At 61.4% G+C, this 13,536-nt stretch carries 11 protein-coding genes; 3 read left to right on the top strand and 8 right to left on the bottom strand.

Going from position 1 to position 13,536, the window contains the following annotated elements; genetic code table 11:
- Nucleotides 1-48 precede the first annotated feature (48 nt).
- A complete protein-coding gene (locus KO539_RS23670; RefSeq protein WP_219312099.1) occupies nucleotides 49-477 on the top strand; it encodes a hypothetical protein in 429 nt (142 codons plus the stop codon).
- Between the two features lie 6 nt (nucleotides 478-483).
- Here the strand turns inward: KO539_RS23670 and KO539_RS23665 are convergent, their stop codons facing one another.
- The 6 genes from KO539_RS23665 to ssb all read right to left on the bottom strand — a co-directional run bounded on the left by KO539_RS23665 (nucleotide 484) and on the right by ssb (nucleotide 6,015).
- Entirely contained in the window at nucleotides 484-1,752 is a 1,269-nt protein-coding gene (locus KO539_RS23665) for an MFS transporter (protein ID WP_219312097.1), read from the bottom strand.
- Complete coding sequence (locus KO539_RS23660) at nucleotides 1,727-2,485, bottom strand: nucleotidyltransferase family protein (protein ID WP_219312095.1); 759 nt, start codon at nucleotides 2,483-2,485, stop codon at nucleotides 1,727-1,729. The genes KO539_RS23665 and KO539_RS23660 overlap by 26 nt, the downstream gene beginning before the upstream one ends.
- Nucleotides 2,482-3,567, bottom strand: a complete 1,086-nt coding sequence (locus tag KO539_RS23655) for a DUF455 family protein (RefSeq protein ID WP_219312093.1) — start codon at nucleotides 3,565-3,567, stop codon at nucleotides 2,482-2,484. Before KO539_RS23655 ends, KO539_RS23660 begins: the two co-directional genes overlap by 4 nt.
- A 108-nt stretch (nucleotides 3,568-3,675) precedes the next feature.
- Entirely contained in the window at nucleotides 3,676-4,797 is a 1,122-nt protein-coding gene (locus tag KO539_RS23650) for a hypothetical protein (protein WP_035823004.1), read from the bottom strand.
- A 135-nt stretch (nucleotides 4,798-4,932) separates the two neighbouring features.
- The gene (locus KO539_RS23645) at nucleotides 4,933-5,157 is read right to left on the bottom strand and encodes a hypothetical protein (protein WP_219312091.1); all 225 of its coding nucleotides are present in this window, start codon (nucleotides 5,155-5,157) and stop codon (nucleotides 4,933-4,935) included.
- A gap of 228 nt (nucleotides 5,158-5,385) precedes the next feature.
- Nucleotides 5,386-6,015, bottom strand: a complete 630-nt coding sequence (ssb, locus tag KO539_RS23640) for a single-stranded DNA-binding protein (RefSeq protein WP_374106481.1) — start codon at nucleotides 6,013-6,015, stop codon at nucleotides 5,386-5,388.
- A gap of 380 nt (nucleotides 6,016-6,395) precedes the next feature.
- Here ssb and uvrA point away from each other — a divergent pair, with 380 nt between their 5' ends.
- Nucleotides 6,396-9,245 (top strand): excinuclease ABC subunit UvrA, encoded by a 2,850-nt coding sequence (gene uvrA, locus KO539_RS23635; protein ID WP_219312089.1) that lies wholly within the window; start codon nucleotides 6,396-6,398, stop codon nucleotides 9,243-9,245.
- 194 nt (nucleotides 9,246-9,439) lie between these two features.
- On the opposite strand, the gene KO539_RS23630 is transcribed toward uvrA, so the two are convergent.
- Nucleotides 9,440-11,311 carry a phosphoenolpyruvate carboxykinase (GTP) gene (locus KO539_RS23630; RefSeq protein ID WP_219312087.1) on the bottom strand — a complete coding sequence of 624 codons (1,872 nt, stop codon included), beginning with the start codon at nucleotides 11,309-11,311 and terminating at the stop codon, nucleotides 9,440-9,442.
- A gap of 328 nt (nucleotides 11,312-11,639) precedes the next feature.
- Here KO539_RS23630 and KO539_RS23625 point away from each other — a divergent pair, with 328 nt between their 5' ends.
- Nucleotides 11,640-12,653 (top strand): D-2-hydroxyacid dehydrogenase family protein, encoded by a 1,014-nt coding sequence (locus KO539_RS23625; protein ID WP_219312085.1) that lies wholly within the window; start codon nucleotides 11,640-11,642, stop codon nucleotides 12,651-12,653.
- Here the strand turns inward: KO539_RS23625 and KO539_RS23620 are convergent.
- Nucleotides 12,641-13,414 carry an L-asparaginase gene (locus tag KO539_RS23620; protein WP_219312083.1) on the bottom strand — a complete coding sequence of 258 codons (774 nt, stop codon included), beginning with the start codon at nucleotides 13,412-13,414 and terminating at the stop codon, nucleotides 12,641-12,643. The two genes, KO539_RS23625 and KO539_RS23620, sit on opposite strands and share 13 nt — an antisense overlap.
- Nucleotides 13,415-13,536: the final 122 nt, after the last annotated feature.

The raw sequence follows: 13,536 nt of genomic DNA, 5'->3' as shown, positions 1-13,536 counted from the left end.
AAGCATCGCCAGCAACCGCGCTGGTGTCCACTTCACGGGGAAAACCGCATGCCACATCGTCCATTGCCCATCCACGCCTGCCTGCTGCTGGCGGCACTCGTCTTTGCCACGCCCGCCTGGAGCGCCGATCCCATCCACAAGGAAAACGTGACATTGACGGCGAACCAAGCCACGCATACGGTCAAGGGCAAGATCAAGGGCTATGCCACGGCCGAATACACGGTGTCAGGCAAGGCGGGACAGACTCTCAGCGTCAAGCTGAAAACCAATCAGCCATCGAACTACTTCAACATCCGCCAGCCAGGCCAGGATGAAGCCCTGTTCATCGGCTCGACCAGCGGCAACACTTACCAGGCGGCACTGCCGGCCGATGGCGAGTACACGGTGCAGGTGTATTTGATGCGCAATGCGGCGCGCAGGAATGCGGTGGCGAATTACAGCCTGGAAATGAGCATCAAAGAAGCCGCGGCGCATTGACCCACGTCACGCCGGCTTGCTGCCCGCCGCGTATTTGCTGGCGGCGAGCGCCAGGCAGGCGGCCAGCAAGAGGATGGCAGCCAGGACAAATGCCGCACCGCTGTCGTGGCTGGCAGGATCGACGGCGACCAGCATGGCGAACAGGGCCGGTGTCGCCAGCCCCGCCAGGCTGCCGGCGCTCTTGACGGCGCCCTGCAGCCAGCCCTGCTGCCGCGCCGACACGGCACTGGTCAGCAGACCCTGCAGCGCCGGGTTGGCCATTTCTCCCACGCCGAGCAAAAAAATGGCCAGATACGCCCCCGCCGACTGGCGCGACAGGGCAAGACACAAGAAGCCGGCACAGCAGCCGGCATAGGCCAGCATGGCCGTACGCCGCGGGCCGTATCGCGCCATCAGAAAGGGGGCGCATTTCAGCTGCGCTACGCCGCCCCAGCCTGCCAGCACGGCAAGCATCAAGCCGACCTGGGTGGAGTCCCAGCCATAGCGCTGCTGCGTGTAAAACACGAACGCCACGGCAATCGACCAGTGCGCGCTGGCCACCAGCAGATACGCCAGGGTCAGGAAACGCAGTTCGGGACGCCTGGCCAGCTCGCACAAGGCGCCGAATGGATTGCTCATGCGCCAGCTGACGGGAACGCGCTTGTCCGGCGGCAAAGATTCAGGCAAGACCAGCACGCCGTACACGAGATTGCCGAGCGACAGCCAGCCGGCAAGATAGAAGGGCAGGCGCACGTCGATATTGCCCAGCCAACCGCCCAGGGCCGGCCCGGCCACCAGTCCCATGCTGTAGGCCGCGCCCATCGAGGCAAACGCGCGGTTGCGCGCGGCGCCCTCGGAACAGTCGGCAATAAACGCATAGGCGATGCCAAAGCTGGAGGCGGTGATGCCGCACAAGATACGCCCCAGCACCAATTGGGCCAGCGTTTCCGTATCGGCCAGACAGAAAAAATACACGGCCACGCCAAGGTTCGACAGCAGCAGCAGCGGGCGCCGGCCAAAGCGGTCCGACAGCGCCCCCAGCAGTGGCAAGGCAAACATTTGCGACAGCGAAAACAGCATCCCCAGGTAACCGAGCCATAACACGGGCTGGGCGGGACTGTCCCTCAATTGCAGCAGCAGGCGCGGCAAGACGGGGGCCACCAGTCCCGCGCACAGGACGTCGATAAGGACGGTCATGAAGACCAGCGGAAAACCGAATAGCTGTACCGGCCGCCCCTGCACCGTGCGCATCAACACGGTGCCAGCCGCCTCAGGCGGCAAGCGCTGGCGTGTCACTCTTCCATTCCGCCGGCGCATGCAGGGCAAACCCGTCGAGCAAGGGTCCGCCATACGGCTGCAGGGCGCGCGCGACCAGGTCGCCAAACGCCTGCTTGCCGGCTGGCGGGTCGAGCAGGATCGCGCGCATGGCGGCATGCAGGTCGTCCGCGATCACCGGGCTGTAGGCCCTGAGCCGGCGCGCCAGATGCTTGCCGACGCCGCTCCACGCGCCCCCGGCCCGCAGCACGAAATTGGCCAGCACGTCATACAGCTTGGTGGCGATCGCCAGTGTTTCCTCGGCAACCGTGCTGTCGACCAGATCTTCCAGCAAGGTCGTGATTTCATAGCGCCGGCTGGCCAGGGCATCGCCCGTCAGCGCCGGCGGGCCTTCGTCGTACATGGCTTGCGCCAGCCGGTACAAGGCGGCGGATGTGGTCGTCTGCGGCAAGAGATTCCTGCCTTCGATCACCATCATCGCCATCGGTATGCGGCCGCCGGGACGATCCATCTTGCGGCAAAAGTAATCGAAGGAGCGCAGGTCATGGCCATACAATTCCACCGTCTGCTGGCCCAGCTTGAGCGTCTCGCGCCAGGCATGCGGCACGTTTTCGAACAACACGAGCAGATCGATATCCGAGGTGGCCGTTCCCTGGCCGCGCGCGATGGAGCCGCCGATGATCGCCGCTACGGCATGCGGATAGGCGGGCAGGATGTGTTGCTCCACCAACTGGCGGGCTGCGTCGAAATTCATTCCATCATCCCCTGCAGGTCAGGTAACTCCACCGCTTGCGAACGGTCACGCTGGCGTTCGATTTCCGTGGCGCTGAAACCGACATACTGGCGCGCGGCGGCATTGAAAAACCGCCCGCCGACCACGCTCACCTTGGACGACTCTTCCAGCGTGCGCAGGCGCTGCACGGCCTGCGCTCCCAGCAGCGTGTGAAAACTGGCCAGGCCATTCTTCACGTGGTTGACCTCGTCGATATAAATGCATTCATGTAGCAGGGAAATATCGGCGCGGCCGATGGCACGGTACAGCTCTGCGTAGTACAGGTCGGCGCCCAGCGAAAAGCCTTCGCCGATGACTTGCTCGAGGCCGATGCAGTCGGCCGCATTCTGCGCCGCGCGGCAGCTTTTCCAGATGCCCAGGGACACCGGCGTTTCGCCGATGCCGCCCCCTTCGTTCGCCAATGCGCCCAGCAGCAGCTGCGCGTGCCGGAATTCTTCCACGCACTGCAAGGTCAGCGATTCGGACACGTCGCCCGGCAACTCCGGGAATCGCAGCACCAGCATGGCGCACACTTCGCCGGCGCACACTTCCACATTAAAAATTTGCTGGTGCAATTTTCTGCGCGGATAATCGCGGTCCAGCTCATAGCGCACGTAGTCGACGATTTCCAGTTGCTCGGGGCGCCCGGGCAACTCCGGACAATCCCACTGCGCCGGCAACACCTGGCCTTCGAGGCGTTGGCAGCCGCTGTGCATGGCAGGCAGGAGCCACAGGACTTTCTGTGCCGCCAGTTCGCTCTTGGCCCACAAGCCAAGCGAGGCGAGCGCCTGCATGCTGTGCCGAAGGGTGGCGAAATGCGCGTCGATGTGCACGCCCTCGTCCGCGCCATGTGGATTGGCGGGTGCCGCGCCCAGGGCAAAACTCTGGCAGCAATCCTGTACCGTCGACAGCGCCTGCTGCGCCGCATGCAAGGTCATGGACCACGCGATCTTGCCAGCCACCTCGCGCTCCGTGATCAGCGCGTGCGCCGAGGCGTTCCGGATGGCCGTGAGGGCGTGTGCGGCGGCGGCCAGGTGTGCCGTGTGTTCTGTGATGACGGACATAGCATTCCCAACGGTAGATAATCGAGTATCAATAACGGCCGAACAACCGTGGCGCGCGGCGATGCGAAGCTTGCCCTGGGCAAGGCGCGCCAGCGGTTGTCCGGCAGCCTAGGCGGTGGTGCGCAACATCCTGAGGAAGCGTTCCCTCAGCGCCCAGTTCACGGGCTCGAGCGTCTCATAGCCCAGCACCTCATCCACAGGGAACACCGTCTCCCCGGCGGAGCCTTCCTTTGCCGCCCAGCGCAACATTTTTTCGGGCAGGCCAGGAAACGCCGACGCCATCCAGTACGCCATCGAATAGTACGCGTTGCGTCCCTCCGCATAGCCCGGATAACGGTCTGCGTAATTCGAAAACGAATACTTGGGGAAGCAGCCGTCGATAATTTTCTTGGGCGTCATCCACAGCGGATAGACGAGTGTGACATCGCCGATCGGACGGGCCGGCAGCGGCAATAAACGCCGTTCGGTGGCCATGATGGCGAACATCTCGCCCAGCAAGTCTTCGAAGTTGAGGCCGGTGGCGATAAATTTCGCGTCCAGCGATTTGGCCACGCTCGTCAGTACGCGTCGGATGATCAGGGTGCCGAGGAATTCGAAGTCATCGTCGGGAAATTCCCGGGCAAAACGGTCGGTGATGCCCAGGCCGCCAGCACTGGCGCCGAGTATCGCTTTCGATTCTTCTTCCGATACCACGGTCAGCGGCAGATTGTAGGCCTGCGCCAGCTCGCGCGCGCGCGGCACGCCGGAATTCCACTCGCCCGGCCCTTCGATGATGACCGGGTGGATGTCAATTGGAAATTCGTCAAATTGCGACAAGGCATACAGCAAGGCATTGCTGTCGCCGCCGCCGCTCACGCCGACCACCAGCTTGTCGCCAGGCGACAGGGTGTCGCGCAGCGTTTGTGCCACGGCATCGCGCACGGCCAGCTTGCACTCGTTCGACGAGAGGCGTTTCAGGATATTCGGGCCGCCCTTTGCCGCGCCGTTGGCGTAGATATATTCAGCCACGGCTTCTTCATTGTTGGCCGGCGGCGACACCTGCAAGGTGTTGTTGGTATGCAGGAAAGGATCAATATTTCTTTGAAAAAATGCATAGACTTGCCGGTCCGGCGGGATCGCGCTGCCAGTTTCACTCAAGCAAGGAAAAAGGCTATAGGCGCCGGAGGGATCGCGCAGGTAGGTGGCCACCGCCGTCCAGGGCACATGATTGCGCGCCAGGGCATCGAGCACGCGCTCATCCTCGCCGATGTCAAAACTGGATGTTCCATGGGTCGTTACTACAATTAATTCTCGATTCATTGAGCCTCCCTCGGAGAAAGCCCAAGGTGGGCTAGGGGCTAGCACCACCTTGGGCACAGTCAGTGATTACATCGACGACAGCACGGTGCTCGGGCCGACGATGCACTCGAGGTTATTGCGCGAGCATTTCGGCGCGGCGCCGTGCATGCGGCTGTTTTCCAGCGCGGCAATATCCAGTGCGGCCACGGCGACATTGCTGGCAGCAGAGATGTCGCGGCTGGCGCGTTTCAGGGAATAGCCAGAGGTGTTGAAAGACCCGGTACCATGAACCACTTGGGTGTTACTAATCATAAGTTTCTCCTTGAGTGATGGACCTGCGCTCGGAACCGCAAAAAAAGCACGCTTCCGGCCACCGGCAAACGGTGGCGTAGATTATTTTATAAGCTTTCATCTACGACATTCTCTCGTTTTGTCACGACTGGACAGTAAAGCGGCAAGTCACGGCTTTTTGTTACCCCTGGAAAATATTGCGCTGCAGCTTACACGCAGGACATGCCGGCCTCTTGGCGTGGCAGCCCGTCACAGGCGCCGCAAAAGAAAAATGCCCTGCACATCAAGGATGTGCAGGGCATTGCTGATGAAATGATGTATTCCGATTAGAACGGGATATCGTCGTCCATGTCCGAGAAGTTCGGTGCTGGCTTCGGTGCCGGGCGTGGGGGGGGGGGGGGGGGGGGGGGGGGGGGGGGGGGGGGGCGGCGCCGCGGCCCCCGGGGCTGGACGCGGGGCTGGCGCCTGGCGCGGGGCCGGGGCTTCGTAGCCGCCGCCACCGCCGTAGCTGTCATCGCCACCGCCGGCGTCGCCGCCCATGCCGGAACGGCCGCCCAGCATTTGCATCTGTTCCGCGATAATGTCGGTTGCGTACTTCTCGACGCCGTCCTTGTCCGTGTATTTACGGGTTTGCAGACGGCCTTCGACGTAGACGGACGAACCTTTTTTCAGGTATTGGCCGACGATTTCCGCCAGACGGCCGAAGAACGAGATACGGTGCCACTCTGTCAATTCTTTTTGTTCGCCCGTGTTGCGGTCCTTCGATTTGTACGAAGTGGCCACGGCGATGTTGGCGATCGCGTCGCCGCTAGGCATGTAGCGGATTTCCGGGTCACGGCCCAGATTGCCGACGATGATGACTTTGTTGACTGATGCCATGAATAACTCCTGATGAACTGCAGCGGGAGCCGGTGTCCCGCGCGTTAGTTTAGTGTACTAAACGAGGATTATAAGCGACCACGCGGCGCAAAGCACCCGCTTTCTGGCGGACGCCCTCTCCCGTGCGGCAGCACGTTTTTTTCACGGCAGGTGAAAACAAGAAACTTGAATACTGGTATTATATACAGTGTTTAAACGCCTGCACGCATCTGTATCAAACTTTGTCGGGGCACGTTCGCCTGGCGGCGCAATCCGCCCGTGACTGCCTCAGGCATGCAGAGCAAAACCCGGCTATAGTTACAGGTTGACCCGTTGTGGCTCCTCATCCGCACCCAGGCACAATGCGCGGCCGCACCACTCACTGAAAGCAAGGCAATCACATGGAACAGATCCGCATTCGCGGCGCTCGCACGCATAACCTCAAGAATATCAATCTCGATTTGCCGCGCAATAAGCTGATCGTGATTACCGGCTTGTCCGGCTCCGGCAAGTCCTCGCTGGCCTTCGACACCCTGTACGCGGAAGGCCAGCGCCGCTACGTCGAATCGCTGTCGGCGTATGCGCGCCAGTTCCTGCAATTGATGGAAAAGCCCGACGTCGACCTGATCGAAGGCTTATCTCCTGCCATCTCCATCGAACAGAAGGCAACGTCGCACAATCCGCGCTCCACGGTCGGCACCGTGACGGAAATCCACGATTATCTGCGCCTGCTGTATGCACGCGTGGGCACGCCGTACTGCCCCGACCATCCGGAAAACGCGCTGGCGGCCCAGTCCGTGTCGCAAATGGTCGACGCCGTGCTGGCCATGCCGGAAGACACCAAGCTGATGATCCTGGCGCCCGTCGTCGCCAACCGCAAGGGCGAACACGTCGATCTGTTCGAGCAGATGCAGGCGCAGGGCTTCGTACGCTTTCGCGTGCAGAGCGGCACGCATGCGGCCAAGATCTATGAAGTCGATGATCTCCCGAAATTAAAGAAGACGGAAAAACACACGATCGACGTCGTCATCGACCGGGTCAAGGTGAACCAGGAGATCAAGCAGCGCCTGGCGGAAAGTTTCGAGACAGCCCTGCGCCTGGCAGACGGCCGCGCCATTGCCTACGAGATGGATACGGCCCAGGAACACGTGTACTCGAATAAGTTCGCCTGCAATGTGTGTGGCTATTCCCTCCAGGAACTGGAACCGCGTCTGTTCTCGTTCAACAACCCCATGGGCGCCTGCCCCGAATGCGACGGCCTGGGACACATTGAATTCTTTGACCCGAAACGCATCGTCGCGTTCCCGAACCTGTCGCTCGCTTCCGGCGCCGTCAAGGGCTGGGATCGCCGCAACCAGTTTTACTTCCAGATGCTGTCGAACCTGGCCGCCTTTTACGAGTTCGACCTGGACATGCCGTTCGAGCAGCTGGACCTCAATTCTCAGCAAGCCGTGCTGTACGGTTCCGGCAAGCAAGTGATTCCGTTCAGCTATGTGAACGAACGGGGCCGCACCGTCATCAAGGAGCACACGTTCGAAGGCGTGGTCAACAATCTGCAGCGCCGCTACCGCGAGACGGACTCGATGGCCGTCAAGGAAGAGCTGGCCAAGTTCATCAATGAAAAATGCTGTCCCTCATGCGACGGCGCGCGCCTGCGCGTGGAAGCGCGCTTCGTCAAGGTCGGTACGGGCAAGCAACAACGGGCGATCTATGAAGTAGCGGCAAAACCGCTGCGCGAGACGCTGGAATTCTTTGAAAAGCTGAAACTGACGGGCGCCAAGAAAGAGATCGCGGACCGGGTCGTCAAGGAAATCATTTCGCGCCTGAAATTCCTCAACAATGTGGGCCTCGACTACCTGTCGCTGGACCGCAGCGCCGACACGCTTTCCGGTGGCGAAGCACAGCGCATCCGCCTGGCATCGCAGATCGGCTCCGGTTTGACGGGCGTCATGTATGTGCTCGATGAACCGTCGATCGGCTTGCACCAGCGCGATAATGACCGCCTGATCGAAACTTTGAAACACTTGCGCGACATCGGCAACAGCGTGCTGGTGGTCGAGCATGACGAAGACGCCATCCGCACGGCCGACTACATCGTCGACATGGGCATCGGCGCGGGCGTGCACGGCGGCGAAATCATCGCCGAAGGCACGCTACCCGAAATCTTGAAGAACAAGAAATCGCTGACGGCACAGTATCTGAACGGCAAGCTGAAAATCGCCGTGCCGGCCAAGCGCCACGCCAGCAATCCGGAAAAGCAACTGGTCATTACTGGCGCGACGGGCAACAACCTGAAAAAGGTGTCGCTGAGCTTGCCGGTGGGCTTGATGACGTGTGTGACGGGCGTGTCCGGCTCGGGCAAATCGTCGCTCGTCAACGATACGTTATATCCGGCCCTGTCGCGCCATTTGTATGGTTCGCAGACGGAACCGGCGGCGCACGACTCGATCAGCGGCCTGGAGCATTTTGACAAGGTCATCTCCGTCGACCAGGCGCCAATCGGCCGCACGCCGCGCTCGAACCCGGCCACCTATACGGGCTTGTTTACGCCGATCCGCGATTTGTTCTCCACCGTGCCGACGGCCAAGGAACGCGGTTACAGCGCGGGCCGCTTCTCGTTCAACGTGAAGGGCGGACGCTGCGAAGCGTGCCAGGGCGATGGCGTGATCAAAGTCGAGATGCACTTCTTGCCCGACGTCTACGTGCCGTGCGACGTCTGTCATGGCAAGCGCTACAACCGCGAAACCCTGGAAGTGCAATACAAGGGCAAGAACATCACGGAAGTGCTGGGCATGACGGTGGAAGAGGCGCATGAATTCTTCAAGCCGGTCCCCCTGATCGCGCGCAAGCTGCAAACCCTGCTCGATGTGGGCCTCGGCTACATCAAGCTGGGCCAGAGCGCCACCACCCTCTCGGGCGGCGAGGCGCAGCGCGTGAAACTGTCGCTGGAACTATCCAAGCGCGACACGGGCCGCACCTTGTACATCCTCGATGAACCGACGACGGGCTTGCACTTCCACGACATCGATTTGCTGTTAAAAGTCATCCACCGCCTGCGCGACCAGGGCAATACCCTCGTCATCATCGAGCACAACCTCGACGTCATCAAGACGGCCGACTGGATCGTCGACCTGGGTCCTGAAGGGGGCGCCGGCGGCGGGCAGATCATCGCCACCGGTACGCCCGAAGACGTGGCGCTGAACCCGGCCAGCGTGACGGGCAAGTACCTGGGGCCGCTGCTCAAGCAATAATGGTGGCAGCACAATAAAAAACGGCGCGGATTGCTCATGCAATCCGCGCCGTTTCTCTTTTTGATAGCACCCCAGTCATTGCCGGCGTGTCATTTATCGCACGCCAGTCTTTGCCGGCGTGTTTCTCCCCCACTACAACTCTCAACACCTGACAAGCTACTGCGCTGGTCAGGCGCCGCTTTACGCTAACTTAGTTATGCACTCAGCCGCTTTTCCAGCGCAGCCTTGTGATCTGCCAATTCCTGCGGCAGATGATACGCGAGTTTTTCAAACAACTCCGTATGCAATTTCAACTCTTCCACCCACGCGGCCTTGTCGATCGAGGTGATGGTGTCGAACTGTTGCTGCGTGAATGGCAAGCCATCCCAGTTCAGATCGCCATACTGCGGCGTCGTGCCGAACAGGTTTTCCACGCCGCCCGCCTTGCCTTCGATACGCTCGAGCATCCATTTGAGCACGCGCATATTGTCGCCGAAGCCAGGCCAGACGAACTTGCCAGCCTCGTCCGTACGGAACCAGTTGACGCAGTAAATCTTTGGCAGAGCGGCCGGGTTGACCTTGCCCACCTTGACGCCCATGTCCAGCCAGTGCTGGAAGTAATCGCTCATGTTATAGCCGATAAACGGCAACATGGCAAATGGATCGCGGCGCACGACGCCCATCTGGCCCACGGCCGCGGCCGTCGTTTCCGAGCCCATGGTGGCGGCCATGTAGACGCCTTCGACCCAGTTGCGCGCTTCGGTCACCAGCGGTACGGTGGTCGAGCGGCGGCCGCCGAAGATGAAGGCCGAGATCGGCACGCCGGCCGGATCGTCCCAGGCTGCGTCGATCACCGGGTTTTGCGTTGCCGCCACCGTGAAGCGCGCGTTCGGGTGCGCGGCCTTGGTGCCGGACGCTGGCGTCCAGTCCTTGCCTTGCCAGTCGATCAAATGGCTAGGCGCTTCTTTCGTCAAACCTTCCCACCAGACATCGCCATCGTCCGTCAGCGCCACGTTGGTGAAGATCGTGTTGTCGCGCATGGAGGCCATGCAGTTGTAATTGGTTTTTTCGTTGGTGCCCGGCGCCACGCCAAAATAACCGGCTTCCGGGTTGATGGCGTACAAACGGCCATCGGCGCCCGGCTTGATCCAGGCGATATCGTCGCCGATGGTGGTCACTTTCCAGCCGTTAAAACTTGCCGGCGGGATCAGCATGGCGAAGTTGGTCTTGCCGCAAGCCGACGGGAACGCCGCCGCCACGTAATGCTTCTTGCCTTCCGGCGATTCCACGCCGAGGATCAGCATGTGTTCGGCCAGCCAGCCCGGATTGCTGTCCGATGCTTGCGCTTCCTGGTAGCCCATGTTCGAGGCGATGCGCAGGGCGAAACATTTCTTGCCCAGCAAGGCGTTGCCGCCATAGCCGGAGCCGAAGGACCAGATTTCACGCGTTTCCGGGAAATGCACGATGTACTTGGTGCTGTTGCACGGCCATTTCACGTCGGCCTGGCCAGCAGCCAGCGGTGCGCCCACGCTGTGCACGCACGGCACGAACTCGCCATCCGTGCCCAGCACGTCGTACACGGCACGGCCCATGCGGGTCATGATCTTCATGTTGACGGCAACATACGGCGAATCGGACAGTTCCACGCCGATGTGCGCGATCGGCGAGCCCAGCGGGCCCATCGAGAATGGCACGACGTACATGGTGCGGCCACGCATGCAGCCGTCGAACAGGCCGTTCAAGGTGTGGCGCATCTCGCCAGGTTCGGTCCAGTTATTCGTCGGGCCCGCCGCTTCTTTCGTTGCCGAGCAGATATACGTGCGGTCTTCGACGCGGGCCACGTCGCTCGGATCGGAGCAGGCCAGGTAAGAATTCGGGCGCTTTTCGGCATTCAGTTTTTTCATGGTGCCGCTGGCAACCATTTCAGCGCACAGGCGCTCGTACTCTTCTTGCGAACCATCGCACCAGTAAATACGCTCTGGCTTGGTCAGCGCGGCAATGTCGGCCACCCAGTTGATCAGTTTCTGTTGTTTAATATAAGCTGGGACGTTGAGTGCGGCGACGCCACCCATGACGGGCTGATTCATATTACCTCCAATACCAATAAAAGAAATTCTGGTCGTTCCGGCAAAACAGGCAGCATCGTTGAGAAGTGGCTGCGGCTCACTGCGGGCGGTGTGTCCACGCGGGCAGGGCTCTGGTGTCGTGTACCTGGATCATGCACCCAGGCTGCAGGAACAGTTTGCGCTATAACTATAATCAGGAAGCTTCAAAAGTGCCGGCGATTGTACACCCGCCAAACAGCTATTCTCGCAAAAATGTAGGAGAATAGCTTGACTAATGTAGTAGGCTATTCAGCATTTTCCGTATCCTGTTATTTCCCTACCAAATCCTCACTAAAATCGGCCATCCACCATGAAAATTGCCATACTTGATGATTACCAGGATGCCGTGCGCGGCCTCGATTGCTTCCAGTTGCTCGATGGCCACGAGGTCAAAGTGTTCAGCAATACGGCGCGGGGCCTGGGCCAGCTGGCGATCCGCCTGGCGCCGTTCGACGCCCTGGTGCTGATCCGCGAACGCAGCAGTTTCAACCGGGCCTTGCTGTCGAAGTTACCGAACCTGAAACTGATTTCGCAAACGGGCAAGGTCAGTGGACACATCGACGTGCCGGCCGCCACCGAGCTGGGCATCGCCATCGCGGAAGGCATCGGCTCGCCCACGGCGCCGGCCGAACTGACGTGGGCGCTGATCATGGCGGCGCAGCGCAAGATCGTGCCCTACGCGCAACATTTACAGGAAGGGCTGTGGCAGACGTCGTCGCTGGAGCCAACGCTCAACACGCTCGGCACGGTATTGAAGGGGTGCACTCTGGCGATCTGGGGCTACGGCAAGATCGGTCAATTGATCGCCGGCTATGGCCGCGCTTTCGGCATGACCATCCTCGTGTGGGGCAGCGAAGCGAGCCGAGCGGCGGCCGTGGCGGCCGGCGATACGGCGGCAACATCGCGCGAGGCCTTCTTTGAACAGGCAGACGTATTGACCTTGCACCTGCGCCTGTCCGACGCCACGCGCGGGCTGGTAACAAGCGAGGACCTGGCGCGCATGAAGCCGACGTCCCTGTTCGTCAACACCAGCCGCGCCGAGCTGGTCGCCGATGGCGCGCTGGAAGCGGCGTTGCCGCAGGGGCGCCCTGGCGCCGCCGCGCTGGACGTGTTTACGGACGAGCCGTTGCCGCCAGGCTCGCCATTGCTGCTGCTACCGAACGTGCTGGCCACGCCACACCTGGGCTACGTCGAGCGTGACAGCTATGAGCTGTATTTCCGCTACGCCTTGCAAAACATCGTTGATTTTACGCAGGGTCAATGCACGCGCCTGCTCAATCCCGAAGCATTGCAGCATGCGCGGCAAGCCCCTCAGGAACGCTGAAAGCCCTTTAGCAAGTCCGGCTCGCCCGTGATGCGGATGGCGGGCGCGGGCAGCACGTGCCGGCCGCGCCACAGGCCGGCCCAGCCGGGCGGCCAGGCGATGTCCGGCCCACGGTATGGCGCCACGCCGGCGCGCACGGCCACGATCGGCACGGGCGGCATGTCGGGCAAGGGCTCGCCTGGCGTGCGCTGCATGTCCAGGCTGTACATGTAATTGGGTAATAAAGCGTCGCAGACACGGCCAAACCAGTCGCTATGGTCGTCGTCGCGTCCCAGCGCCTGCGCCAGGCCCTGCGGGTCGAAACGGGCCAGGGCGTCGATCAGCTCGCCAGTGGTGGCGCCGGGCGTATCGCCCCAGCCCATCACGGGGTTGACGTTGTAATCGGCGCCCGAACCATACCAGCCTTCGCGCCAGGGCCGTTGCATCCAGTCGCGCGGTCCCGTAAACAAATGCCAGCGCCAGTGCAGGCCCGACGGCTTGGGCCAGGAATACAGATACAGTTTTTGATAGCCGGCCTGATGCAGTTCGCGCACCATGGCCATCAGGCGCGCATGCGGCATGCGGTCCGGCGGCGCGCGGCGAAACAAGATCGCTTCGCCATCGGCAAATTGCACGTCGTCGGTCGACAGGTTCAGGTCCAGGGTCCGCGCTTCGCTGCCGAAACGGGCGGCGATCCAGCCCGTCAGCAAATTGATGGACGTGATCACCCCGTAACCGCGGTGGCGGTGAAAAATGACGGTGCCGGGAGCGAGCGCTTTCATACGGAGTCGGGGTGGCAGGCAAACAAAGAAACCAGTGTACTCACAGATGGCCAAATTTTCCAGATGCGATCCGCAACGGCCCGCCGCGGTCCGCCATTCACGCAAGGCACACAATCCACGCT

The sequence above is a fragment of the Janthinobacterium sp. NKUCC06_STL genome, assembly GCF_019345455.1.
Lineage (GTDB): Bacteria > Pseudomonadota > Gammaproteobacteria > Burkholderiales > Burkholderiaceae_D > Janthinobacterium > Janthinobacterium rivuli.
Note: the sequence above shows the minus strand (reverse complement) of the source record. Positions and strands in the feature narration are given on the sequence as shown.

What these genes read in the sequence shown, in the direction of transcription:
- ssb (WP_374106481.1), bottom strand. Translation starts at nt 6,015, where the DNA reads ATGGCATCAGTCAACAAAGTCATCATCGTCGGCAATCTGGGCCGTGAC.
- KO539_RS23620 (WP_219312083.1), bottom strand. Translation starts at nt 13,414, where the DNA reads ATGAAAGCGCTCGCTCCCGGCACCGTCATTTTTCACCGCCACCGCGGT.
- KO539_RS23645 (WP_219312091.1), bottom strand. Translation starts at nt 5,157, where the DNA reads ATGATTAGTAACACCCAAGTGGTTCATGGTACCGGGTCTTTCAACACC.
- uvrA (WP_219312089.1), top strand. Translation starts at nt 6,396, where the DNA reads ATGGAACAGATCCGCATTCGCGGCGCTCGCACGCATAACCTCAAGAAT.
- KO539_RS23670 (WP_219312099.1), top strand. Translation starts at nt 49, where the DNA reads ATGCCACATCGTCCATTGCCCATCCACGCCTGCCTGCTGCTGGCGGCA.
- KO539_RS23630 (WP_219312087.1), bottom strand. Translation starts at nt 11,311, where the DNA reads ATGAATCAGCCCGTCATGGGTGGCGTCGCCGCACTCAACGTCCCAGCT.
- KO539_RS23660 (WP_219312095.1), bottom strand. Translation starts at nt 2,485, where the DNA reads ATGAATTTCGACGCAGCCCGCCAGTTGGTGGAGCAACACATCCTGCCC.
- KO539_RS23655 (WP_219312093.1), bottom strand. Translation starts at nt 3,567, where the DNA reads ATGTCCGTCATCACAGAACACACGGCACACCTGGCCGCCGCCGCACAC.
- KO539_RS23625 (WP_219312085.1), top strand. Translation starts at nt 11,640, where the DNA reads ATGAAAATTGCCATACTTGATGATTACCAGGATGCCGTGCGCGGCCTC.